Source organism: Singulisphaera chitinilytica, from assembly GCF_049331405.1.
GTDB lineage: Bacteria > Planctomycetota > Planctomycetia > Isosphaerales > Isosphaeraceae > PoT.
The window spans coordinates 8,349,720-8,374,068 of the sequence record NZ_CP186274.1; the positions used below are offsets into that span (position 1 = coordinate 8,349,720).

Genomic DNA, 24,349 nt, shown 5'->3' on the forward strand with positions numbered 1-24,349 from the left:
GAGGTTGGAAACCCGATGCGAGGCCTCAGCTCAACGAATGCTGAGGCCCTCGCTCGGCTCAAATTCCAAGGTTCCGGCAGGTCAGTAAGAGGGGAGGCTCGGGTCGACGTCCTTGATCCAGGCGAGGATCCCGCCGGTCAGGTTCTTGAGCCTGGAGAAGCCGGACTCCTGAAGGAGGGCGATCGCCTTGGCGCTGCGGGCCCCGCTCTTGCAATGAACGACCATCGAGACGTTGGGGTCGAGTTCGCCCAGCCTCGAAGGGAGTTCGGGCAAGGGGATGACCTTCGTCCCCTGGATCCGGCAGATGGCGATCTCTTCAGGGTTCCGCACGTCCAGGATGAACGGAGCCTGCCCCTTGTCGATGAGGGCCTTCAGCTCCAGCGGGCTGATCGTGTCGGGCTCCTGGGCGTTCGAGGCGTGTGAGTCCTTGCCCGGGACGCCGCAGAATTGCTCGTAGTCGATGAGCCCCGTGATCGTCGGGTTCGGGCCGCAGAGGGGGCACTTCGGATTGCGTCGCACGCTGAGTTCGCGGAACGACATGTCGAGGGCATCGTAGAGCAGCAAGCGGCCCGCCAGAGAGCGACCGGTACCGAGGAGGAGTTTCACCGTCTCGGTCGCCTGCACGACGCCGATGAGGCCAGGGAGGATTCCGAGGACGCCCCCCTCGGCACAGCTCGGCACGAGGTCGGGGGGCGGCGGGACCGGGTAGAGGCAGCGGTAGCAAGGACCGTGCGGCGGGAAGAAGACCGAGGCCTGCCCGTCGAACCGGAAGATCGAGCCGTAGACGTTGGGCTTGCCGAGGAGGACGCAGGCGTCGTTGACGAGATACCGTGTCGGGAAGTTATCGGTGCCGTCGACGATCACATCATAGTCGGCGAAGATATCGAGGGCATTACTACTGTCGAGGGGCTGCTCATGCCGGATGATTTTGACTTCCGGGTTGATCGCCTGGAGCTTCTCCTGGGCACTCGTGACCTTGGGACGACCCACATCGTTCGTGAAGTGGATGATCTGGCGCTGGAGGTTTGAGACGTCCACCACGTCGAAGTCGACGAGCCCGATCGTGCCGACGCCCGCCGCGGTGAGGTACAGCGAGAGAGGCGCCCCGAGGCCTCCGGTGCCGACACAGAGGACCTTCGACGCCTTGAGGCGCCGCTGCCCTTCCATCGCGACCTCCGGCATGATCAGGTGCCGGGCGTAGCGCTGGATCTCGGAGGGGGAGAGCGTCGAGGAGTCGACGCGAGAGCCGAGCAAGTCGAACGGAGGTGTGCTCATCGGTGTTGCGTATCCAGGTTCGGCGATCGACGCGACGTTGGCGGGCGGATCAAGGAGCTTTCGCGGCGAGGGACGACCCATCCCGTCGCGGCGAATTCGCCTCAATTGAGTTATACGGCTCGGGAGAAGACCGGGCGAGCCTGAGGGCCTTGGCTGCGGGCACTCGAAAGAAAGCGAAAGGCAGGTCCCGACCCCTCGGCTCCTGACGGAAACCTCGGTAGGCCAAGCCTGCCTCGGAACTTGCCCTGAGCTCGCTCCTGGCGGACGGCTCAGCTCGTCGCCGGCCGATAGCGGCCGATGAGCAGGCTAGCGTTGTGGCCGCCGAAGCCGAAGCTGTTCGACATCACGTAGTCGACGCGAGTCTCGCGAGCGACGTTCGGGATGTAGTCGAGATCGCACCCCTCGTCCGGATTCTCGAGGTTGATCGTCGGCGGGAGGACGTTGTGGTTGATCGCCATCGCCGAGGCGATCAATTCGACGCCGCCCGAGGCCCCCAGAAGGTGGCCGAGCTCGCTCTTCGTGCTGGAGACGAGCAGTTTCTCGACGTGCGAGCCAAAGACGGTCTTCATCGCCCGCGTCTCGGCGAGGTCGCCGAGCCCGGTGCTGGTACCGTGGGCGTTGATGTAGCCGACGACGCTCGGGTCGAGCTCCGCGTCTTCGAGGCAGAGTTGCATCGCACGGGCCGCACCTCGACCTTGTTCGTCGGGGGCGGTAATGTGCGATCCGTCTGCCGACATCCCGTAGCCAAGCATCTCGGCGTAGATGCGGGCACCTCGGGCCAGAGCGACTTCTTCAGCCTCGAGGATCAGGATCCCCGCCCCTTCCGAGAGGACGAAGCCATCTCGGTCGCGGTCGAAGGGCCGGCTGGCGCGGGTGGGGTTGTCATTCCGGGTCGACAGAGCCCGCATGGACGCGAACCCTCCCAAACCCATGTGGGTGATCGCCGCCTCGCTGCCTCCGGTGATCATCACATCCGAGTGGCCGAACTGGATGCTCTTGAAGGCGTCGCCGATGGCGTTCGCAGCCGACGCGCAGGCCGTGGCAATCGCGCTGTTGGGGCCGCGAAGCCCCCAGCGGATCGACACCTGGCCGCTTGCCGCGTTGACCATGAGCTTGGGGATCGTGAAGGGGCTGATCCGCGACGGACCTTTGTGGATCATCGTCGCGTGCTGGGTTTCGAACTCGTTCAGCCCCCCGATTCCCGACCCGATGATCACGCCGCAGGAATGCGGGGCATATTTGCCGAAATCGATGCCCGAGTCTTCAACCGCGGAGATGCTCGCCGCCATCGCAAACTGAGCGAATCGATCAAGGTGCCGCGCTTCCTTGGCGCCGAAACGAGCGACGGGGTCCCAGTCGCGGACCTGGCCGCCGAAATGGACCTTGAAGTCGGTCGTATCGAAGAGGGTCAACGGCCCAACGCCGCTCCGGCCCTCGCAGAGCGAAGACCAGAACGCGTCCAGCGAGTCGCCCAGCGCCGTGACCACCCCCATGCCGGTGATAACGACTCGGCGTGGCGTTCTCATGTTACTTGCTGTGTTCCTCGATATACTGGATCGCCTGGCCGACGGTCTGGATCTTCTCGGCTTCCTCGTCGGGGATCGTGATGTCGAACTCTTCCTCGAATTCCATCACGAGTTCGACGGTGTCGAGCGAGTCGGCGCCCAGATCGTTTACGAACGAGGTTTCGCGGGTCACCTGATCCTTGGCCACACCCATCTGCTCGCTGACGATTTCAATCACGCGTTCTTCCACGGACACGGGCGAACCTCCCAATCTTTCTTATCTCGTTGCGGTGAAAGCCGGCCCGTTTCCCACCGCTCGCATGTCGGTTCGGGCATCGGCGCCGGGGATGAATCGTTCGGCGAGGGGGCGAGTGAACTCCGTCCGAATCGATCGGGAGCGATCTCACTCCCGGATTCTCAAGGCGTACCCCACAACTATCGGTCAAACTGCCTCGGGTCATCCAATCCAGGATGGAGAGGCTACGCAAGGCGTCTCAGGCTATCAACAACCTGCCCCGTTGTCCACGGAGAGATCGCTGGACATTTCTCCGGTCGACTCCATTATCCCAGTTGATGCCCTTTGCCCGGGACGCGGGTTGCTTCCAAGTTGATCGTCTTCCAGAGCTTGCGAATCTCAGGCCGTCATCCCGCCGTCAACCGCGATGACCTGGCCTGTCAGATAGCTGGCACCCGGGCCCGCGAGATAGCAGACGAGGTCGGCGATGTCCTCGGGGTTGCCGAGCCGGCGGACCGGGACGCGTTCCTTGACCTCATTCTTGATCTTCTCGGGGAGGACGTCCGTCATGTCGGTCGTGATGAAACCGGGTGCCACGGCATTGACCGTGATATTGCGAGACGCGAGTTCGCGGGCGATGGTCCGGGTGAAACCGATGACCCCCGCCTTGCTCGCGGAGTAATTCGCTTGCCCCGGGTTCCCGACCAGGCCCGAGACGCTGCTGATGTTGATGATCCGGCCGTAACGACCTCGCATCATAATGGCGCCAACGGCCTTTGAGAAGAGAAACGTCCCCTTCAGGTTAGTGTCGATGACCTCCTGCCAGGCGTCGTCTTCCATGCGGAGCATGAGGCCGTCGCGCGTGACGCCGGCATTATTCACGAGGACATGAATCTTGGGGTATTTCGCTTCGATTTCCTCGACGACGCGGGCGACATCCTTGGGGTCGCCCACGTTCGCGGCGAACCCTTCGGCGGTCCCGCCCGCTTCGCGGATGGCCTGCAACGTCCCTTCAAGCCCCTCGACGGTACGAGCGATGCCGGCCACGGTCGCGCCGCAGGCCGCCAAGCGCACGGCGATGGCTCGGCCGATCCCTCGGGACGCCCCGGTCACCAAGGCGACTTGACCGTTGAGATCGACCCGACATCCCTGGACCGCTTCGCCACTGGCCATATTGGAAACTTCCTGCTGCGGGTTGGATTCGCCCCAATCCTCGCCGGGATGGGAGGTTTGGGACTGGTTATAATCGGGGTTGACTCGACCGTTCAACCCCAATTCGCCTCTCGGTTTGAAAGCCGTCTTGTTGGCAAGAGCCCATCAGATGTAGGACATCGAACGACCTCGACGGCCCGCCTCAACGCGCCGGGACGCTCGTGCAGGGGACCTTGCGGTCGATCCGCTTGAGCAGGCCGGTCAGGACGCGGCCGGGGCCGATCTCATAAAAAGTATCGAAACCGTCGGCCATCATCCGACGCATCGAATCATCCCAGCGCACTTCTCCCACGACCTGGGCGACGAGCGTCGTTCGGATGTCATCGGGATCGGGGTGCGGGGTGGAGTCGACATTCGAGTAGACCGGGACCCGCGTTGTCGCCAGCGGGGCCGAGGCCAGGACCTCGGCGAGTTGGTCGTCGGCCGGCTTCATCAAGGGAGAGTGGAAGGCCCCAGCGACCTTGAGCGGGATCACGCGGCCGGCACCCAACTCCGTCGCGATCGCCTCGACCTGAGCCAGGGCCGAGGTCTCGCCGGAAACGACGATGTTGCCCGGGCCGAGCAGGTTAGCCTTCCAGAGCCTCCCGTGCGGGGCGACCTTGGCGCAGAGCTCGTCGATCTTCGCTTCCTCGAGGCCGATGACGCTGATCATGCCGCTCGGCGTGGCGAGGGCCGCGGACTGCATCACCTCGCCGCGACGGCGGACGATTTTGAGGCCCGTCTCGAAGTCGAGGGCACCGGCGAAGACGAGGGCCGTGTACTCGCCCAGGCTCAAACCAGCGGCGCCTTCGCAGGACTCGACGATTGCCGGCTCGGTCGCCTTGAGGGACTCGAGCGCCGCCAGGCTCGCCACGAAGATGGCTGGCTGGCTGACGTCGGTGGCCTCAAGGGCCTCGGCCGGGCCTTCGAAGCAGACTTTCCGTAGGTCGAAGCCGAGGACCTCATTGGCGCGGTCGAAGAGGGCTCGTGCGGCGGGGAGTTCCGCGTCGAGCTCTCGCCCCATGCCTACGACTTGGGCCCCCTGGCCCGGGAACAGGAATGCGACCTTCGGCATCGGGTGTCGACCTCGTCATGTCTGACGCAAAGGGGCAGGGATATTGGAAACGGACCTCGAGTCGGGCGTCGGGGAACGGTATGAGAGCCGAGGCCCGTCTCGTTCGTCCCGGAATCGTGATGAGGTGCTCGTACGTGGATTGACGAATGCAACCGAGGGATTACTCGGCGACCCCGTGCTTCGCCGCCAACTGCTCGACGATCAGGGCGTTGACCTTGTCCTCGGCCATCGTCGCCGCGACGCGCACCGCGTTCTTGATCGCCCGCTCAGTCGAGGAGCCGTGGCAGATGATGCAGGCGCCTCGAATGCCGAGCAACGGCCCGCCGCCGAACTCCTCGTACTCGAACTGGGTCTTGAGCGCCTTCAACGACCCGCCGATGACCTTGCCGACTTCCGGGGGCAGCGTGGGGAGGAGTTTGCCGAACTCCTGCTTGAGCGCGGAGAAGAGGAACTCGACCGCCCCTTCCCCGGCCTTCAGCAGGACGTTACCCACGAACCCCTCGCAGACGACGACGCGGGCGTTCCCGGTATAGATGTCGCGCCCCTCGACGTTGCCGACGAATCGATCGGCGAGTGGGCTGTCCTGATAGAGGGCTCGCGTGGCCTTGGTGAGGTCGGTCCCCTTGTCGTCCTCGGACCCGACGTTCAGGAGGCCGATCTTGGGTTCCTTGACTCCGAGGATCGCCTCGGCGTAGATCGAACCCATCACGCCATACTGATACAGGTCCTCGGCCTTGGGGCTCATGTTGGCGCCGACGTCGATGATGACGATGGGCCCCTGGTGCGAGGGGAAGATCGCGGCGATGCCGGGGCGCCTGACGCCCGGCAGGAACATCTTGGCGTTGAAGAGCGCCGAGGCGACCATAGCCCCGGTGTTCCCCGCCGAGACGACCGCCTTGACGTCACCCGCCGCCATCAAGCCCCAGCACTTCGAGATCGAGTTGTCTCGCTTCTTGCGCAGGGCCTCGACGGGCTTCTCGTCCATACCGACGACCTGGCTGGCGTGGACAATCGGGAGCCGGTCGCGAGGCGCATTCGGGGCCTTGGCGAGCTCGGCCTCGATTTGTTCCTGATCGCCGACGAGGACGACCGTCAGGTCCGGGTGTTCGGAGACGACCTCGACGGCGCCGGTAACGATTGGGCCGGGGGCGAAGTCACCCCCCATCGCGTCCAAGGCAATCCGCATGCAGCAATCTCCGGTGCGAAATGCAAACTCGAGGGAGACAGAGACGACAAAGGGATGCGGACATCCGGGGCCCCTGCCCCGACTCCCACATCCCGAGACACATGTTGACCCAGGCGGCATTTCCAGCGAGGGGCGACCACATTGGACGTGATCGGCCCCAGGTTTCACCTCGGGCCCCCCGCAAACCTCCCGGATCGCCCTGAATTCGAGCCGGTCCAACAACGTACACAGGGTATGCGCGAGGTATCCTAGAGGATTCGCGCAAAACCTGTCAAGCGCTCAATGGATCGCCCTATTCCCACGTATCATGAGGTTTGCGGCCTCCCTGTCAACGGTCTTCACCCCTCCAATCGGTCGCGAAATGCTCAATCCTCGATAGGACGGCGGATGCCCTCCGACCCTGGCGGCGTTCTCAATACTCCCTGGATGGTTGGAGTAGGGTGTTGGCGCGTGGACCTCATGCCCTTTAGGATCCAGGTATCAAGGGGAGGGTGATGACGGGGGCTGTTCCGGGTCATCGCTCTCGAAGTCACGGGCGGACCAATCGCCCCCGACCCTTCTGCTTCCACGTCCGAGGGATCTGTTCCCGATCTTGCCGACGCCCTTCGGACTCTCGCGAAAGGATCTCCTTCGTGCGAATCAAACCAAAAACCGGGCACCTCTCCCGGTCCTGCTGGGGCGCGATGGCCCTGGCCATCGGCCTCTCGACGGGGTGGGGCCATGCCCAAGAAGCCCCGCCGACCGCCGGCTCAGCCCCCGCATCCGCGCCCTCAAAGCCATTGGCCCGCTGCATCCCCAAGGACGGGCTCGCTATCTACGTCGAGTATGCCGGCACCGATGCCTTCGACGACGCATGGCGCAAGACCGCCATGTACCGGATGCTGAATGAGACCCCCCTTGGCTCGATGCTCGACGACGTCGCGACCCAGCTTGCCAACGGGTTCGCCAAACGCCTGGATCGCAAGGTGACGGGGGCAGAACTCCTCACGCTCTTCAAGCACGTCTTCCACAATGGATTCGTCGCAGGGATCTCGGGCGTCGAACCGAGCACAACGACACGACCACCGGACTCCTTGTTCATCATCGCCATCAAAGGCGCATCCCGGAAGGATATCCGACCCCTGTCGAGCCGCTTCCTTGTGGCCATCAACGGTAAGGGCAAGGCGGAGTTGTCCAAGCGCCCGGAGGGCCGCACGGTCGTCCTGATGACGAGGCCAACATCAAAGGATGCCAAGGTCTCAAATGACAAGTGGGCCTGGTGGGCCGATCAGGACGACATCGTCATCGCCATGGACGGGGAACGAAGTCTCGAGGGTGCTACCAAGGTCCTCGATGGCAAGATTCCGAATGCCGTCGACCATCCTACGCGAGTCGAGTTGTTCAAGGCTGAGAATGGATTCCAGCCGGTCTCGATCGGCTTCTTGAGTTTTCAGAACTGGCCCAGCTTTCCGCCCGGCAGCCCGGGGCGGACTTTCGCGGACAGCACCAAGATCAAAGGGGTCGATCGTCTCGACTATCGCTGGGGCTTCTCGGGCGATGCCCTGATGAGCATCACCCGCCTGAAGGCCCCCAAACCTCGGCAAGGGTTGCTCGCCCTCTTCGACCAGCCGACATTCGCAACGAACTCGCTTCCTCCTCTCCCCGAGGGAGTCGAGTCCTTCGGCGTTCTCTCGATGAACCTCGGCAAAGCGTTTGACCTGGTCCGGGGGCTCAGTCCCCAGGTGACCCAGGCCATCGACCGCATGCAGGACGCACTCAAGTCGAAGGCCAAGCTCCAGCTCCGCAAGGACCTTTTGGCCTACCTCGGCCCCAAGTTCGCTTTCTACACCCAGCCCGCCTCCGCGTCGGCCTCGAGCAAGACTGCGACCGAGAAGGCTGCCACCGAGAAGAGCGCTCCCGCGATTAACCCGATGGCCCTCCTCGTGGGGACGCGACAAATCCCGCGAGTCGCCTTCGTGAGCGAGGTCTCCAACGCGGAAGCCTTCGGTCGATCGCTCGACACGTTGATGGTCTACGTGAACCAGCAACTCCGGGCCGCCACGACCCCGCCCGCGGAGCCCGAGGCCGATACGCCCGGAGGAGGGCCTGGAGGTCGCAACAACAGCAACGACCGTCGCAAGCGCGAGACGACCAAGGTCGCCGAGTTCAAGCTCCTGCCCGGCCTCGAGAGGTCGTACATGCTGAACGTCCCGCCGACCGTCGCACCCATGCCGGCCGGGGTTCGGCCGACCATCCGGCTCAGTTCCAAGGAGGGAGTCAAGCCGGGGGTGGTCTCCGTCGCAATCGCCCCCGATGTCGCTCGGCAGGCGCTTGAGGTCAAGAAGGGCGAAGGCTGGGCTCCGCCTCCCGAGGTTGCGACGGCCTTCGAGCAATTGCCCTCGTCCTTGATCTATCTGAGCGTCAATGATACTCGCGAGAACACGTCCGAGTTGCTCTCGACCTTGCCCGGCAAGCTGCAGTCTTCGATCAATGCCGCGATCGCCCAGGTGAAGGCCCGCGCTGCTGCTACCGCGGGAGCTACGAGTGGTGGTGCTCCGACGAACAAACCCCCCGCCGGTGGCCCCGGGGCGCCACCTCCTGGGGCCATGATTCCCGGCCCGAATGGGGCGGGGATTGCGCGTCCTCCCGTCGGCTTCGCACCCGGCCAGCGTCAAGGTAGCGAGCCCGGTGCCCAAGGTCAGCCCGGCGGCGGCAATGCCAAGCCCGGTGAAGAGAAGGATAAGGCCAACGAGCTTGAGTTCATCGAGATCCAGGTCGAGGCGGAGAAGATGCCCGCCGCCGATTCCTTGAAGGAATTCCTCTTTCCTGAGACCTTCGCCGTGTCCTCGGGAGATCAGGGCATCGAATTCATCAGTCGCTCCCCATTCCCCAACCTCTCCTGGCTCCAGCTCTGGATGAGCGCAGCCAACTCGGCTCCCCTACTTCAGCAATTCGCGCCAGGCGGCCAGCCGAACGCGGCGGGCCTGCAGCCCGGATTCCCGGGCGCAGCCGTGGGTGCCCCTGCCGGCCCGAACTCGAACCCGAATTCTCAGCAGGGCGGCGGCCCTCAGCGACGTGGGTCCGGCCGCCGAGAGGATTGAACGACTCGCCCCGTCCCATCGGGGCGACTTGATACTTAGCGATGATGGGCCGACAGGAAGCTCGGCCCCCGACCGGATCGAGGATGTCCTCTATCCCAGGGCCAACGACGTGCGATCAAATCTACTCCTCCGATTCGGGAGCTGCCCCCTCGGCGCGAAACCTCGCCCGAGTTTGCGGGTCCCGAATCGCGAGGTAGCGGGTCCGGTCGCGCCGCGCACGAGGCTCGGTCGGGATGCTAAGCAGCTCAGGATGAGAGTTCTCCCTTCCGTCGATTCCTGCAAGTGATTGGAGGCCATGTGATGGAATTCGTCCATGAAGTAACGGCCTACCTCGAGAACAAGCCCGGCCGCCTGGCCAAGATCTGTTCAGCCCTGGCACATGAGAAGATCGAGATTCGTGCCCTCACCGTGATGGATGCGAGCGACCGCAGCGTCTTGCGTTTCGTGACCGACGACCTCGAGCCCACGAAGAAGGTGTTGAACGCACTGGGGACCGAATTCACGCACGCCGACGTGATCGCCGTGCACATGGAGAACAAGGCAGGTGCCCTGGCGCGTGTCCTCGAGCGACTGGCCGAGGAACATATCAACATCGAGTACGCGTACGCCTCGAGCGCCGGGGCCCCCGGCAAGAGCCTGGGGATCTTCCACACGTCGAACCCGAAACGCGCTCTCCAGGTCTTGAGCGAGTCGTCGGTCAATGGCGTGGACCGCAGCACGGGGCGTCGTCCGCTCCATAGCCGCTGAGGATAGGCCGCGACCTTCCGCGGACGTTCCATTTTCTCGATACCGAACCGAAGAATTCGACCGAGGCTCGTGATCAACTTCACGAGCCTCGGTCGATCTTTTCGTGCAGGCCGAGTCATCATGACCCATCGGCGGGCCCTTGCCTGATTGACAGGGGTCGACCCTCGGGCTTAGCCTTGTGTTAGGGATCGAACTACCCTCCATCGGAGAGATCGCGGGCGTGTCCAAAAAGAAAAAAGTCCGCGTTGCCTTCAAGAAGAACCGGCAGAAACGGACGCGTGCCAATGACCTGACGCGGTCGTATGGCCAGGAGGGTACGAGCCCCGCTGAAGCCGCCTCGGGCGAACGGGTGCGAGCCAAGGGGGAGCTTTCGAGGCATCGCACGATCGTCACCGATGTCGGCGACGCTGGCGACTCGGGGGGTTCCGGCAAGGACGAGTCGGATCCGGCCGCCATGCGGTCGGTCGACTTCGCCACCTGCGTCTCCGGGCGAGTCATCCGGGTCCACGGCCTCCTGTCGATCGTCGAGGATGAAGAGGGCCGGGCACATTCCTGCCACGTCCGTCGGCTCCTGAAAACCCTGGCCATCGACGGACGCAATGTCGTGGCGGTCGGCGACCGCGTCTGGTTCCGCCCCGGGGGGAGTTCGGGGGACGAGGGCCTCATCGAGAAGGTCGAGGCCAGGCACGGCACGATCACGCGCGGCTACCGTCGGCGCGAGCACATCATCGCCGCGAACGTCGACCAGGTCCTCATCGTGTCCGCGTTCGAGCAACCCGGGCTCAAGCTCCCGCTGATCGATCGCTACCTCATCTCGGCCGAGATGGGGGGCGTGCGGCCGGTTATCGTCCTGAACAAGGCGGACCTCGTGGACGTCGCCTTGTATCAATGGATCATCGGCCTTTATACGCAGCTCGGATATGAAACCGTGGTGACGTCAAGCGCCAACGGCCACGGGATTGAGCGGCTCAGGGAGATCGTCGCGAGGGGGATCACCGCGTTCTCGGGCCAGAGCGGCGTCGGCAAGAGTTCGCTCCTCAACGCGATACAACCCGGACTGAATCTGCGGATCCGGGAGGTCTCCGACTGGACGGCGAAGGGGAAGCACACGACGACCACGGCGGAACTCATCCGGCTCGAATCCGGCGGGCACGTCGTCGACACGCCGGGGCTCCGCCAGTTCGAGTTATGGGGGGTCGACCCGGCGACGCTCGAAGGGCACTTCGTCGAGTTCCGCGCGTTCATCCCCTTATGTAAATTCCCCGATTGTTCTCACACGCATGAATCCGAGTGTGCCGTCAAGGATGCCGTCTACTGGGGGCGGATCCATGCCGGTCGCTACGAGAGCTACTTGAAGCTCTTCGAGAAGGAGCCGTTCGACACCGATTGATCCTCGGCTCGAACTCACTCAGAGATCCCGCCCGAAGCCCCGATCAGCCTTCGACCCTGAGAAGGCCCTGAACGACCATGCGCAGATATCCCAGAGAACTCGCGAGCCAGTCGAGGTCTCGATCCTCCCAGGGGGTCTTCTCGACCTTCTCGGGCCTCGTGAGCGATCCCTCGACGTAACGGCTCTCGCAGGTCATGGCGATCCGCACGATCGATGCCAGTTCGGCGGGTGTCAGGTCGGGGAAGTAACCGAGCCAGTTGCGGTCGTAGATCGGCAGGTCGTACGTCCTGGGGTGAAGCTCGATCGAGAGGTTGAGGTCGGGGTTCGCGTGAATCAAGGGGGCCAGCACGTCCGGCAAGGGGACGATGCCGGAGCCCACGGGGCGGGCCTGCCAGCAGAGGCCGCGAGGCGTGAAGGCGAGCACGGCATCCTTGACGTGCGTACTTATGACCCACTTCGCGAGTCGTTCGGCGGCCGCAACCGGCTCGTCGAATCGCATGAGCACATTCGCCGTGTCGAACGTCACTCCGACGACTTCGGGCCCGAGATGTTCGAGGAAGGTCATCAACTCGACCACGGTGAGGTCGGCGTGCGTCTCGATCGCGAGCTTGATGCCGAGGGCCTCCAGTCGAGGCTTGAGCAGCTCCAGGACCGCGAGGGTTGCCTGTCGCTGCGTTGCCCAGTCGATGTCGTTTCGGAACCGGTCGTGCCGATCGCCGACGAACGCTCTCGCATGTGAGCAACCGAGCGCCGCTACGGCTTCGAGGCTCTGACCGATATGGACGATGAGCTCGGAGATCGAGACCTCGCGGCCTCCGAGCCGAGAATGGCGGGCCGGGTTGGGCGAAGGGATCCCGACCTCGAGGTACAGGCCTCGCCCATCGGCCTCTTGGCGGAAGCCTGCGAGCTTTCCATGGTCGTGCCCTGCGTCGATCGACTCAGCCGTGAGGAATTGCACGCCGTCGAAACCATGGCCTGCGGCGAATTTCAGCGTCTCCTTGGCAGTGAGGCCCCGGTGGGCGATCGTTTCATGGTCGAAGCCAACGCGAACCGGCATCGTGGGACGCTCCTCGATACGGGGGAGACAAGCTATCCAAACTTCGCATTCGCGTTGTTCGGCCGCAAGGCCCCTCCCCTAGCAGAAGTCGTTTCAGAAAGCCCTGATAAGAGGTTTTCATGGAGAAGAATATCGCAACTGCAAGTGAGCCATCGGCTCTCGACAGGGGGAGGATTTGGCCGAAGAGTCCACGTTTTTCGATCTCGGCAATTCTCTCGAAAATACACCTGCGAGAGGGTTGACGGAACCGGCTCTACAACGTATTTTGGCGACCGTCCTGAGGGCATGACACGCTTCGCCGCCTGAACGTCATGCTCCTGATTTTCTGAAGTTGATGGATGCTCATCATTCTCTCGCCTTCAACCACGCCCCTCACTGATCTCGGCGTGGACTTGACCGATAAAAAATAGGTTCGATTCCTGGTGGCAGGATGCCTTCGCTGGGTTCGTTCCTTGCGTTGGGGGATGGAAATCGGCTTCGAGCCGGCCTTCCGCCCTCAAAAGAGTGGCCACACGGCCCGTGCTTGTCTTAGCAGGATGCTGATTCGGCACGGGCCGCGGTTGGCCGTTTCTTCTCGCCCACATTCAATCACATCATATTTCCAACAAATCCCGCGACGTTCGCAGAATTCGATCGCGAACGGGTTGCGACCTCGTCGTAAACCGTTCTTCGAAAATGAGACAATCGCGACGGGCGTACGCATAAAAAATCGAGAGATATACGCAAATGCATATCTCTCGACTCGAATATTAGCGCGAGGATGATCCGTCGAGCGATCAGGGGACCGGCGAGTCGCGGTAGGGCTCTTCGGCCTGGTCGCGGAGCATCTCCGAGTCGGGGATCGCGTCGCGCGAGAAGTAGGGGTTGGACTCGGGCGAACTCGGCGGGTCGATCGGGATCGCGGCGGGCGGGAGAGTGCCCAGACGCACGCCGATCCGATCCAGCAAGGCCCTCGAGAGCGGCTCGTCGCCGAACCATCCGATCCTGACGCTCACTCGCGACAGAGTCTGGATCGGGTGGACCATGACGCTCACCCTGCGAGCGTCGGCGGTGGTCCCATTGAAGATAATCGTGCCCGCATCGGTCGTCTGCCGGACCGAGTTGAATCGCAGGTCTTCCATCGCCCCGGTGACCGACGCCAGTAAGGCCGTCGGTGCGCAGTTGAACTCTTGCGTCGCCCGGCCCGCGGAGTAGGAGAAGCCCGAACTGGTCGCCATCGCCCCGGCCATCGGAGCGACCGATCGGCATCCCGCAAGCGTCAATCCAGCCAGCCCCACGGCCGTAAATGCGGTCCTTCGCATCGCACTCCTCGAATCCAAAGGAGCCCCGTCACAAGTCCATGCTGCGCGGCGGCAACCTATCCCTTACCTCGGGAAGCGTCAAGATCGAAGTCTCAGTCGCCACGGCGAAGCCTCGGGACGTCACGCCGGCCTTTGATCCAGACCGGCACCAGGCACGCCGGAGCGCTCAGGCCGTGGCTTCCGCTTCGGGGACGTTCGCGTCTTCGAGCTTCCTCCCCCAGATGGCAAACATGGCCGCTCCGAGGACCAGAGACGCGAGCCCATAGACGAGGACGCGCGGTTCCGAGGTGGCGAGGATGTACAGCCATCCCGCGAGAGAGATCAGGGCGGGGAGAGGATACAGCCACATGCGGAAGGGCATGCGTCCGTCGTATTCAGGCCGAGTCCGCAGGTAGAAGACGGCCGCGATCTGGGCCACGAACTGCACGGGAATTCGCGAGACTAGCAGTGCGCTGATCACGGTGACGAGGTCGAAGAGGCACGCGATCGTCGCGATTCCTCCCACCAGTAGCAACGAGCGATGAGGAAATCCCCCCGTGGGATGCGTGGCCGCGAGGCCCCGGAAGAAGTGGCCCGCCTTTGCCGCGGCGTAAGGGACCCGGCTGTACCCCAGAAGCGCCGCGAAGGCCGACGCGGACGCCGTCCAGATGATCATGAACGTGACCACGCTCGCCCCGCGATATCCGTAGACCTTCTGCATGACGTCGGTCGCGATGTGCTTCGACCCGATCACCTCATCCCACGGAACGACCCCGAGTATGCTGATATTCATAAACAAGTAGATCAATGCGACCATGACCACAGAGATCAGGATCGCCCTGGGGAGGGTCCTGGGCGCGTCCGCGACCTCATCGCCCATGTAGCAAATCTGGTAATAACCCAGGTAGTCGTACATCGCGATCGTCAGGGCCGCTCCCAGGCCCAGGGCGAATCGTCGATCGACGTGGAACGCATTGGCCGGGAAGGCGAAGGCCTGGCTCGGTTCGAAGGCGTAGAGGGCGGAGCCGATCACCCAGGCGACCGTCAGGAGCATCCCGCCCCAGAGCACGACCACGAGCCGCCCCGCCGCTTCGATGCGACGATAGGCCATCCCCGTGATGAAGAGCATCGCCAGAATGGCCAAAATCTGCTCATACTTGACTTCCCAGATCCATGAATTTTTCGCGCCAAGGTTGAACGCGTAGCTCCAGGCCGTCTCCCCGAGTCGGGGCGCGAGGAACTCGGCATACTTCGCGAGCCCTATAGCCCCCGTGGCGACCTCGAGAGGTGCGCTGCAGAGGAACTGCCAGACGAAGAGGAACCGGAGCAAGCGGCCGAGCGGGCTACGCCCGAAGAGGGCGTCGAAGAAGTGGTACGTCCCTCCCGAACCCGGGAAGAGCGCGGCCAGCTCGCTCCAAACCAAACCATCCGATAAGGCGACAATCGCACCCAAAATCCACCCGATCATGGCCTGAGGGCCGCCCATCGTGTTCAAAAGATCGGGAATGGTGATGAATGGGCCGATCCCCACCATCATGGCCATGTTGAGACTCACGGCCTGCAGAAGCGAAAGGCGAGCTCGAAGCATCAGCGACGAATTCCTGCGAGAATTGATGCGGGCGGTCGACTCCCCTGGCGATGGGCATTTTACCGCATGAGATCGCAGACCGCCCGGAAATCATCGCTGAATCCGACGATGGTGAACCCCCATAGCTCTTTTGCACAAAAGATTGCACACACCATTGATCCGGCAAATTTTCCGACTTTTTCGTGGCAAGGTGCGGTTGAAAATTTCGATAGCCTGAACTATACCCACGGCGGTCGATGTCCGACGCTCCCTCCTGTCGGCATCGACTCCGGTTCGGTCACGCTGAGGCCTGGCGGAAATTCGCACGCGGAACTCCCGCGTGCTGGGCAACGCCTCGCCTCGTTCTCGGATAAGTCGCGGAAAAAAAGGGATCACTAGCGGCCGGCGTCGCGAGGGTCCTCCTGCGCCCGTCACTTCTCGTCGTGCATCTCGCGGTGCAAGGGCAGACCCCTCACGACCACGCCTTTCGATCGAATGGCCTCGAAGTCGTTGCGGACCAGGGTGACCATTCGCCCTCCCGGCGCCCGGGCCCAACGCCTCAAGGTATCAATACACCCTTCGGCCTTAAGAATTCTTAAGTCAACATACTCGACCTTTAGTCGATGAGGATCGTGCATGCCGCGAAATGCGGCGCCCCAGGGATCGGGAAGGATCACATGACGCAATCAGTCGAAGCCGTGCGGCGGGGTCGAGACTCCTCGACCGACGCCGGAGAATTGCGGGTCGCGCTCATCAGCACGCCCCGCTCGGGGAACACCTGGTTCCGCCACCTGGTCGCGACGTCGCTCGAACTCGAGCAGATGCCGATCTATAATCCGCTCGAGGCAGATTGGGCAAATCTCCCGGGACGTTGCATCTTGATGACGCACTGGCACCGGACCGAGCCCTTCCTCTCCCTGCTCCACGAGCGGGACTTTCACGTCCTGACGCTGGTGCGTCACCCGCTTGACGTCCTCATCTCCATCCTGCACTTCACCGTCCACAACCCCGAGACCGGGCGCTGGGTCAACGGCGACGGCGGGGACGAGCTCAGCATCGTCGGCAAGTCGCCGTTGAGCCAGGAATTCCTCGAGTACGCCATGAGCCCCAGGGCCATGACCTTGCTCTCGATCAGCTCGGAGTGGGCGCAAGAGCCGGGCTCCCGGTTGATCCGCTATGAGGACCTCGTCGCCGACCCTCGAAAGGTCCTGCTGGACGTCTCCTATTGCGACGCCTCGCAACGGACGCCCTCGATCGTCGAGGCCATCGCGAAGAACACGCTCGAGAACCTCCGGGCGAGGGAAGGTCTCCACCACTGGCGAGGACGCCCGGGACATTGGCGGCAGTTCCTCCCGAAAGACCTCGCCCTGAAAATCGCCGACTTCCACGCGGAGACCTTCACCGCCTTCGGCTATACGTGCGACCCGGATGCGACGCTCACGAGAGAGCAGGCTCAGGCCAACTGGAACGAAAGCCTCTGCGTCCCGAAGTTGGAAGCGTAACCTAATCGTCAGACATTCCCCCCTAAGCTTTGCCTTACTGCAATATCCCCCAAGCAGTTCGCACCTGGGAATTCTATGTAAAATCGAGTTAACGCTCCCACTTACTGCGGCCATGTTTGAGCTCTTCACCGCCTAGTTTCCTAAAAGCGTACCAATTCTGAGTACGTTAGGACTCGAGGCGTTGGAGCTTTTTTGTGCGCAGGCGAATCGCATCCCTGATTTGCAATTCACGGCGGCCAGGCCGTTCGCCCTGGCCGAGCGACTTGCTTTTGGATGTCGATCTGCCCAATCAATTTGCTCGAATTTGCAAATGTTTCATTGACACACCTTGCCGACAAGTGATTCGCCCGGCAAGGTTGCCTGGGCACAACGGCACCGAGGTTCCCCGAAGCGAATGCCATTCCCGCGTCGATGGCGGGTCTCTCGGCGCACGTTCGCGGGAATCGAACGATGCCGCTCCGAATCATGAGGTCTCGCATCGCCGGGCTTTGATGTCGCGATGGCCTGGCATCAAGCCTGGCGCGCATTCGCAGCGATTTCGACGGCTTTGTTGCGATCGCCTTTCGAGCGACTCCACGGCCTTCGCTCGGGGGCATCTTCCGGTGACGGAAGGGGTGATACCCCGATTTGCGAGCCTGTGGGCTTCCTCGAGACACGGCATACGACCCGACGTCATGGGCTGTAGTTCCTGCCGTTAACGCGGCAAACCATGCCGATCTGAGTTCCTGTATCCAGAAGGCAAAATCATCCTTCGCGGACTTAAGTATCAAATTCTGTTTCAGCAAATGCAGCATCATTGAAAGCATGTGTTTGCCACAGAGCTACCTTCGCGTTGGACAACCTAGGCGAAGCTGTCATTAAAAAGTGTTAATTCGGGATTATGCTGGCCTACCTCGCCTTGTGTTTCTTCCGAAGCTGAGGAATCCTGAAAGTTCTCGAGTATGAAAATCTTAGGAATAATCTCGGCCAAGTCCCAGATTGACCTCGGAGTGTTTCAGATAGCAAGCCTGGCAGGTCATCGCGAAGCGACAATGCCAGGAATCAGAGGATTTCGAGTACGAGGTTCGGCCGAGACGCCGGAATTAGAGTCGACCGGATGTGATGAATTACGTTGGTAACGTCGTCCGGAGCGGAAGCGATAGCGTAGTCCAGGCTCGAGTGCCCTCGAAAAGGGCCAGATGGCCTCTGACTACGTCCTGTAACTCCCCCCGAGACGAATTCTCGCGACTTGACGAGTTGGCTCGCCCGTCGTCGATCGACTCGATTGTGCGGCGGGCCACTGGAGTCTTTTCGATGGCCTCGATCGTTCGCGACCCCCGCAGGGGAACCTGGTCAGTTCAGTGGAACAATGGGGACCGTTGGGTCCGTCGGGTCATCGTCCGGCGCCAGGCTGGATGGAAGCGTGGCGACCCGATGCCCGACCAGCCCCCTGAAGCCGTGACCGAGGCCCTCGAGACCTGCAAGGTGCGAGAGCACGAAGCGAAGCTCGGCAAGGAAATCGCCTCCAAGCACACGATCGTCGAACTGCTCGACCAGATCCCGATCGCGGTCAACGTGGGCGACACGGCCGAACTGGCCCAGAAGCTCGAGAAGTCCTTCGCCCCCTTCCGCTCGTACTGCCTCCGCAACGGCATCGAGCGGCTCGACCAGATCTCGCTACGTGACTGGTCGAACTGGGTGGAAGAGGGGAAGCTCGCCGCCACCGCGGATGTCGACCCGGCCAACACGGAAGCCATCATCGACATCTCCGAGGCCTCGCCTCCCGAGGCCGTCGCGACGATCGGAGAGATCGAGGAACCGGCAGCGATCCTCGACGAGGAAATGTCCGAGCCGAGTCCTCGCAGGGCCTCGGCTGTCCATGGCGATGAATGGAGCCACAGGGCGGCCCCCAACAGTCACCATCACGAGATCAACTTCGCCATCGAGAGCCTGGAGACGAAGTCGCCCGCCGCATACTGAGCGTGCGAGTCGGGCCAAAGCGATCGAGCCCGTACGCGACGCTCATGGCGTGCGTATGGGCTCGCGTCGTTTATATCCAAGCCTCGAGTCGGGCGACCATGCGATTTCTCAAGACGCCAATACAAACGGGGAAGATCGTCTCCGATCCTCCCCGGCGTAAGCAAACGTTCTGTAGGTCGTCTCGGCGTAAGTCGCACGAGGCTGTCGTGTATGACCGCGACTCAGAAGTGCGTCATCACGAGCGAGGCGTTCTGGCCCCCGAAGCCAAAGCTGTTGGAGATGGCGGTGCGTAGGGGCAACTCGCGTGCGGTGTTGGGCACGTAGTCGAGGTCGCAGGCCGGGTCGGGCGTTGCCTGATTGATGGTCGGCGGGATCACGCCGCGTTGCAGCGACATCGCGGTGGCCGCGGCCTCGAGGGCTCCCGAGGCCCCGATGAGGTGCCCCACCATCGACTTCTGCGAGCTCATCGGGATCGAGGCGGCTCGGTGGCCGAAGACGCGCTTGACGGCTACGGTCTCCATGAGGTCGTTGAGTCGCGTGCTCGTGCCGTGGGCATTGATGTAGTCGATGTCGCCCGGGGCAACCTTGGCCTCGCGGAGGGCCGACTGCATCGAGATCGCGGCCCCCTTCCCTTCGGGTTCGGGACGGGTGATCCCGTAAGCGTCGAAGGACGAGCCGTAGCCGGTGATCTCGGCGTAGATGGTCGCCTTGCGTCGCTTCGCCCGTCGCAGGCTCTCGAGGACCAGGACGGCTGCCCCTTCGCCCAGGACGAAGCCATCGCGTTCGCCGTCGAAGGGGCGAGAGACCTCGGAGGGCGTGCGGACGGACGCGCTCACCGTCTTCATCGCGTTGTAGGCGACGAGAAGCTGCGGGTCGAGACGGCTGTCGCAACCGCCAGCGAGCATCACGTCGGAGTCGCCTCGCGAGATCAGGCGGAAGGCCTCCCCAATCGCCTGGGTGCCGGCCGCACAAGCGGTGACGATCGTGTTGTTCGGCCCCATCGCGTGCTGGAGGATCGAGATGTGCGCCGCGGCCATATTGGGAAGGTGCTGCAAGAGCCAGAGCGGGAAGATCGACTCAGCCCTGGCCATCGTGAACTCGCCCATGTCGAACGTGCCGTCGGGCTGCATCCCGCGCGACATCGGCCCGACGAGTTCCTTGACGTCCATGGGGGTGATCCCCGTCCCCATGCAGACGCCGTAGCGTGCCGGGTCGAGGCGCGAGGTGTCCAGGTTCGCATCCTGGACGGCGAGCGCAGCGGCCCCGACGGCGAAGCCGACGGCCCGGCTCATAATCTTGGCGCTCTTCTTATTGTCACCAAGGAAGGGCGTCACATCGAAGTTCTTCACCTCGCCCGCGATCTTGATCGGCAGGCCTGACGTGTCGAAGCTTTCAATGAAGCTCACACCGGAACGCCCTTCGACGATGGCTTCGCCGAACGACTCACGCCCGATCCCGTTGGGCGAGACGACTCCGATGCCGGTGACCACAACGCGCTGCATGACTTCCCCCACCCTCAAATTTGGCCAAGTCGTTGGTGTCGTGGGCCAAGCGCTGTTGCCTCGTGCGCGAAAATCGTGTCCCTTCCCCGCGCAAACCGAACTTCCTGTCCGGGAATCTCTTCCAAAGGGACGGGCCCGGTCCGGCACACCAAGCATCAACTTGTGTAAGCAAATTGATGTGGTTGCCTCTCGCGGAACCTCCTCACCAATGAATCGGCTGCGGAGCTACTTCTCCGAAGTTGGACCGATCCGAATTTGCACAGCTTTATTGTTCCGCTATCGTCAACTTTTGCCAGGCCACCACATCTTACCACCGAACCGAGCTTCTAGCAAAAATTTTGGCGAGATAGGAAGGATTGGCGTCCTGGGCAGAAGTAAATGATCGTCCGAGTAGGCGGTTACGGCAAGGAATTCCGACTGAGGCTCGTCCTGAGGTGAGCATGGCGGTCCTTCCCTCCGAGCCCCGACGACGACTAAAATGTGGCGAGTTTGATAATGAGCCTATTGGGCTCGATCTTGATGCGAGACTGGGAGATTTGGCGCGATGTCTCTGACACTGGCCGAGCGGGTGAATGCGATTGCACCGTCAGCAACCTTGGCGATGGCCGACGCGGCGAAGCGTCTCAAAGCCGAGGGCAAGGCCGTGCTCGACTTCGCGCTGGGTGAACCCGACTTCGATACCCCCAAGAACATCCAGGAAGCCGCCTTCGAGGCCATCCGGACCGGGAAGACGCACTACACGCCCCCTGCTGGTATCATCGAACTCCGCAAGGCCCTGGCGCAGCACTACACCGAGAAGGTCGGGCTGCCCACCAAGGACATGCAGGTGGTGATCTCGAACGGGGCCAAGCACTCGATCCACAACGCGCTCATGGCCATCTGCGGTCCCGGCGACGAGGTGATCATCCCCGCCCCGTATTGGGTGAGCTATGCCGACCTCGTCAAACTGACGGGTGCCACTCCGATCGTGATCACTACGACCGAAGAAAGCGGCTTCAAGCTCACTGCCGACCAATTCCACCAGGCCGTCACGCCCCGCACGAAGGTCCTGATGCTCAACAGCCCGTCGAACCCGACCGGCGTCGTGTATGCCAGGAGCGAGCTCGAGTTGCTGGCCGAAGCGGTGCTGAAGTACCCGGGCATCGGCGTGCTCTCCGACGAGATCTACGAGCAGTTGACCTATGACGGCGCCGAGCCCACCTGCTTCGGCACACTCAGGCCCGAGCTCGCCGATCGCACCATCACGATCTCCGGCGTGAGCAAGTCTTACGCGATGACCGGCTGGCGCATTGGCTGGTCGATCGCCCCGCTGGCGGTCGCGAAGTTCATGACCGACGTGCAGAGCCAGGAGACCAGCAACCCCTGCTCCATCAGCCAGTGGGCCGCGCTCGAGGCCATCACCGGGCCGCAGGAGTCGGTGGTGGAGATGAAGGAGCAATTCGCAAAGCGCCGGTCGTACGTCCTGCAACGGATCGAACAATTGCCCGGCGTCACATGCATTTCTCCGGGGGGAGCCTTCTACGCTTTCATGAACATCTCGTCCCACTTCGGCCGTACTTTAGGTGGGAAGCTCATCACGGATTCGACGAGCTTCTGCCTCACCGCTCTGTCCGAGGCGCACGTTGCGTTGGTGATGGGGTCGGCGTTCGGCGCCGAGGGATACGCAAGGCTCTCCTTCGCGACCGATCTGAAGACGTTGGAGAAAGGCTTCCACGCCCTTGAGAATTTTGTCAAGGGTTGAGGCCCCCGGGCGGTCGATAGTTAGGAAACGAGGATGTCCCGGATTGGCGAGACCGAGCTTGTCGGAATCCCGCGATTGGATTAAGTTCCGGTCTCCCATCGCAATTCCGCTCCTCTGACCTGCAACGACCGCCCACTCTCGACTTCGCGCCGGCCGACTAATCGACCGGGGAGAATAGGTTCTATGAGGTCAGCAAGGCTAGGCTCGTACTTGATCCTCGCGGTAGTCGCGGCTTCAGGCTGTCGTACGGCCGGGGTCGATACCTATACGCGGCGCGATCCTGTGCAGCCGCCGCCGGCGGCTCTCGACGTGGCGAAGTTCGTCGAGGATAACAATCGTAATGCCTCTCGGATCGAGAGCCTCAAGGCAACATCTCTCTCGCTCAATGTGACCGCCGGTCCCAAGAAGTCGACGCATGGCGTCGATGGTCGCCTCGCACTGGAGCGGCCGAGGAACTTCAAGCTCGAAGTTTCCTCGGCCCGTGGCCAGGAGGCGGAGATCGGGTCGAACGAGGAGAAGTTCTGGCTCTGGACTCGTTCGGAAAAGCAGTCGTATTACTGCAACTATGATGCGGCCGGAAATACGCCGCTATCGGCGACGCTCCAGCCCGACTGGATCATCGAGGCACTCGGCCTGCGAGTGATCCCCCCTCAAGAGGCTGAACACCTCACGCTCACTCGCGGCGAGGATCCGGGAACCCTCGTCTTGACCCACAAGCCGTTGAAGAACGGCACCGAGGTCGTGATCCGTAAGACGATCCTCCTCGAGTCGACCCATCAGGTCCTAGAGCACCGGCTCTACTCGCAGCGGAAAGAGCTCCTGGCCAGGGCGAAGATCGAGCGTTATCAGAATGTCGCTGTCCCGTCGGAGAATGGCGAGGAGCCGGAGACGGTCCTCCTGCCCGAGAGAATCAAAATTGAGTGGATTCGCGAGCAGATGGCGATGGATGTGAAGATTCCCGGTTCCTCCGTGCAGGTGAATCCGACATTTAACGATTCCGTCAGGGCAGAGCTCTTCGCCGAGGCTCCTCGTAAGGGCGTGAAACGCGTCAATCTCGCCGGTAACATGCCGACCAACAACGGGAGTGAAGGCGTCACGACAATCCGCGAGTCACTCCCTCCGCCGAGCCGCCGTATCGAACTCGGCTCGCCCGAGTCTGACGTGACGCAGGATCGTAGCTCTCGGCGCAATGACCTCGACCCCGATGCTATCACGGCGTCGCTCCCCTCGACCAGGGCCAGTGATCTTGTTGGCGCAGCGGTCCCGCAGGCTCCAGAGATCAAGTATGCGGAACCGGCCCGGGCCTCAAGCTTCGCCGACATGGCGGCGCCTTATATTGAGCAATAATCGAGGTAGAGCGTAGCCCACCAAATAGCCAAACAAAAAACGACGAGGCCCTCGATCATCGCGATGATCGAGGGCCTCGTCGTTTCGTCCCTTGGTTGTTCAGCTCGCTCGCTGTTCTGCCGCGCGACGAAGTCGTTTTCGGGCGTTGGCCAGGATGGGTCCGACCGAATTCTCGGGGATCCCAAGCTGCTTCCCGATCTGGCGATAGTTGAGATATTTCAAGTGATAGAGGCGGACGACCTGGGCCTCGCGTTCCGGGAGATTCTCGAGCATCCGCTCGACTTCCTCCGCCGAGGCGATCGCCTCCGCCTCGCCGGAGAGGTCATCCTCGGCGACGCTAGCGCGATGGGCCTGCAAGTGGCCCAGTTCGGCCTCGCGATGCCTCTTGATGACTTCTTTGACGCAAATGCGCCTGGCGACGACGGTGAGGTAGGTTGGGAGCGAACTCTCCCCCTTGAACCGGCGCAGCACGCCATAGTCCTCGTCGACGATCCCCAGGAAAATCTCCGCGGCGATGTCTTCGATATCGGGCGAAGAGAGGACGATGCTCCTAGCATGGGACACGTGATGAATCACGTGATAAATCAATCCCATGTAGCGATCGACGAAATCATTCCAGGCGCCGGGTTCCTTCCGCAGGCAGCGGTCAATCAACTGGCGGTCGATCTCACGCAAAGGCACGGACGAGCCTCCCCAGCAGCGAGAGGACA

Annotated in this window: 18 protein-coding genes; 7 read left to right on the plus strand and 11 right to left on the minus strand. The window is 62.6% G+C overall.

Translation table 11 applies throughout. The features are described 5' to 3' along the window. Positions 1-81: 81 nt before the first annotated feature. From moeB to plsX, 6 genes are all read right to left on the minus strand, one after another. Positions 82-1,275: a molybdopterin-synthase adenylyltransferase MoeB gene (gene moeB / locus ACOYYX_RS32600; RefSeq protein WP_422926837.1), complete on the minus strand. Its 1,194-nt coding sequence runs from the start codon at positions 1,273-1,275 to the stop codon at positions 82-84. 269 nt (positions 1,276-1,544) lie between these two features. Continuing rightward, the gene (gene fabF, locus ACOYYX_RS32605; RefSeq protein WP_422926838.1) at positions 1,545-2,801 is read right to left on the minus strand and encodes a beta-ketoacyl-ACP synthase II; all 1,257 of its coding nucleotides are present in this window, start codon (positions 2,799-2,801) and stop codon (positions 1,545-1,547) included. 1 nt (position 2,802) lies between these two features. Beyond that, a complete protein-coding gene (locus ACOYYX_RS32610) occupies positions 2,803-2,994 on the minus strand; it encodes an acyl carrier protein (RefSeq protein WP_422931696.1) in 192 nt (63 codons plus the stop codon). A 420-nt stretch (positions 2,995-3,414) separates the two neighbouring features. Continuing rightward, entirely contained in the window at positions 3,415-4,188 is a 774-nt protein-coding gene (gene fabG, locus ACOYYX_RS32615) for a 3-oxoacyl-[acyl-carrier-protein] reductase (protein WP_422926839.1), read from the minus strand. Positions 4,189-4,369: 181 nt separating this feature from the next. Beyond that, positions 4,370-5,281, minus strand: coding sequence for an ACP S-malonyltransferase (fabD, locus tag ACOYYX_RS32620; protein WP_422926840.1), 912 nt, complete (start codon positions 5,279-5,281; stop codon positions 4,370-4,372). A gap of 160 nt (positions 5,282-5,441) precedes the next feature. After that, the gene (plsX, locus tag ACOYYX_RS32625) at positions 5,442-6,467 is read right to left on the minus strand and encodes a phosphate acyltransferase PlsX (RefSeq protein WP_422926841.1); all 1,026 of its coding nucleotides are present in this window, start codon (positions 6,465-6,467) and stop codon (positions 5,442-5,444) included. Between the two features lie 632 nt (positions 6,468-7,099). On the opposite strand from plsX, the gene ACOYYX_RS32630 reads away from it, so the two are divergent. From ACOYYX_RS32630 to rsgA, 3 genes are all read left to right on the plus strand, one after another. Next, positions 7,100-9,547, plus strand: coding sequence for a hypothetical protein (locus ACOYYX_RS32630; RefSeq protein WP_422926842.1), 2,448 nt, complete (start codon positions 7,100-7,102; stop codon positions 9,545-9,547). 300 nt (positions 9,548-9,847) lie between these two features. After that, on the plus strand, positions 9,848-10,294 hold the full coding sequence (locus ACOYYX_RS32635; RefSeq protein ID WP_422926843.1) for an ACT domain-containing protein: 447 nt from the start codon (positions 9,848-9,850) through the stop codon (positions 10,292-10,294). A 220-nt stretch (positions 10,295-10,514) separates the two neighbouring features. Then, on the plus strand, positions 10,515-11,684 hold the full coding sequence (rsgA, locus tag ACOYYX_RS32640; RefSeq protein ID WP_422926844.1) for a ribosome small subunit-dependent GTPase A: 1,170 nt from the start codon (positions 10,515-10,517) through the stop codon (positions 11,682-11,684). Positions 11,685-11,727: 43 nt separating this feature from the next. Here rsgA and ACOYYX_RS32645 read toward each other — a convergent pair whose 3' ends face one another. The 3 genes from ACOYYX_RS32645 to ACOYYX_RS32655 all read right to left on the minus strand — a co-directional run bounded on the left by ACOYYX_RS32645 (position 11,728) and on the right by ACOYYX_RS32655 (position 15,609). Beyond that, positions 11,728-12,741 carry a sugar phosphate isomerase/epimerase family protein gene (locus tag ACOYYX_RS32645; RefSeq protein WP_422926845.1) on the minus strand — a complete coding sequence of 338 codons (1,014 nt, stop codon included), beginning with the start codon at positions 12,739-12,741 and terminating at the stop codon, positions 11,728-11,730. Positions 12,742-13,517: 776 nt separating this feature from the next. After that, on the minus strand, positions 13,518-14,042 hold the full coding sequence (locus ACOYYX_RS32650; RefSeq protein ID WP_422926846.1) for a DUF3568 family protein: 525 nt from the start codon (positions 14,040-14,042) through the stop codon (positions 13,518-13,520). Positions 14,043-14,208: 166 nt separating this feature from the next. After that, positions 14,209-15,609: an APC family permease gene (locus tag ACOYYX_RS32655; protein WP_422926847.1), complete on the minus strand. Its 1,401-nt coding sequence runs from the start codon at positions 15,607-15,609 to the stop codon at positions 14,209-14,211. Between the two features lie 656 nt (positions 15,610-16,265). On the opposite strand from ACOYYX_RS32655, the gene ACOYYX_RS32660 reads away from it, so the two are divergent. After that, positions 16,266-17,090, plus strand: coding sequence for a sulfotransferase domain-containing protein (locus ACOYYX_RS32660; protein WP_422926848.1), 825 nt, complete (start codon positions 16,266-16,268; stop codon positions 17,088-17,090). 1,293 nt (positions 17,091-18,383) lie between these two features. Further along, positions 18,384-19,049, plus strand: a complete 666-nt coding sequence (locus tag ACOYYX_RS32665) for a hypothetical protein (protein ID WP_422926849.1) — start codon at positions 18,384-18,386, stop codon at positions 19,047-19,049. A 221-nt stretch (positions 19,050-19,270) separates the two neighbouring features. On the opposite strand, the gene ACOYYX_RS32670 is transcribed toward ACOYYX_RS32665, so the two are convergent. After that, a complete protein-coding gene (locus tag ACOYYX_RS32670; RefSeq protein ID WP_422926850.1) occupies positions 19,271-20,551 on the minus strand; it encodes a beta-ketoacyl-[acyl-carrier-protein] synthase family protein in 1,281 nt (426 codons plus the stop codon). 544 nt (positions 20,552-21,095) lie between these two features. Here ACOYYX_RS32670 and ACOYYX_RS32675 point away from each other — a divergent pair. Both ACOYYX_RS32675 and ACOYYX_RS32680 read left to right on the plus strand, forming a co-directional pair. Further along, the gene (locus ACOYYX_RS32675) at positions 21,096-22,292 is read left to right on the plus strand and encodes a pyridoxal phosphate-dependent aminotransferase (protein WP_422926851.1); all 1,197 of its coding nucleotides are present in this window, start codon (positions 21,096-21,098) and stop codon (positions 22,290-22,292) included. Between the two features lie 183 nt (positions 22,293-22,475). Beyond that, positions 22,476-23,639: a hypothetical protein gene (locus ACOYYX_RS32680; RefSeq protein WP_422926852.1), complete on the plus strand. Its 1,164-nt coding sequence runs from the start codon at positions 22,476-22,478 to the stop codon at positions 23,637-23,639. A 99-nt stretch (positions 23,640-23,738) separates the two neighbouring features. Here the strand turns inward: ACOYYX_RS32680 and ACOYYX_RS32685 are convergent, their stop codons facing one another. After that, the gene (locus tag ACOYYX_RS32685; RefSeq protein ID WP_422926853.1) at positions 23,739-24,320 is read right to left on the minus strand and encodes an RNA polymerase sigma factor; all 582 of its coding nucleotides are present in this window, start codon (positions 24,318-24,320) and stop codon (positions 23,739-23,741) included. Positions 24,321-24,349 lie beyond the last annotated feature (29 nt).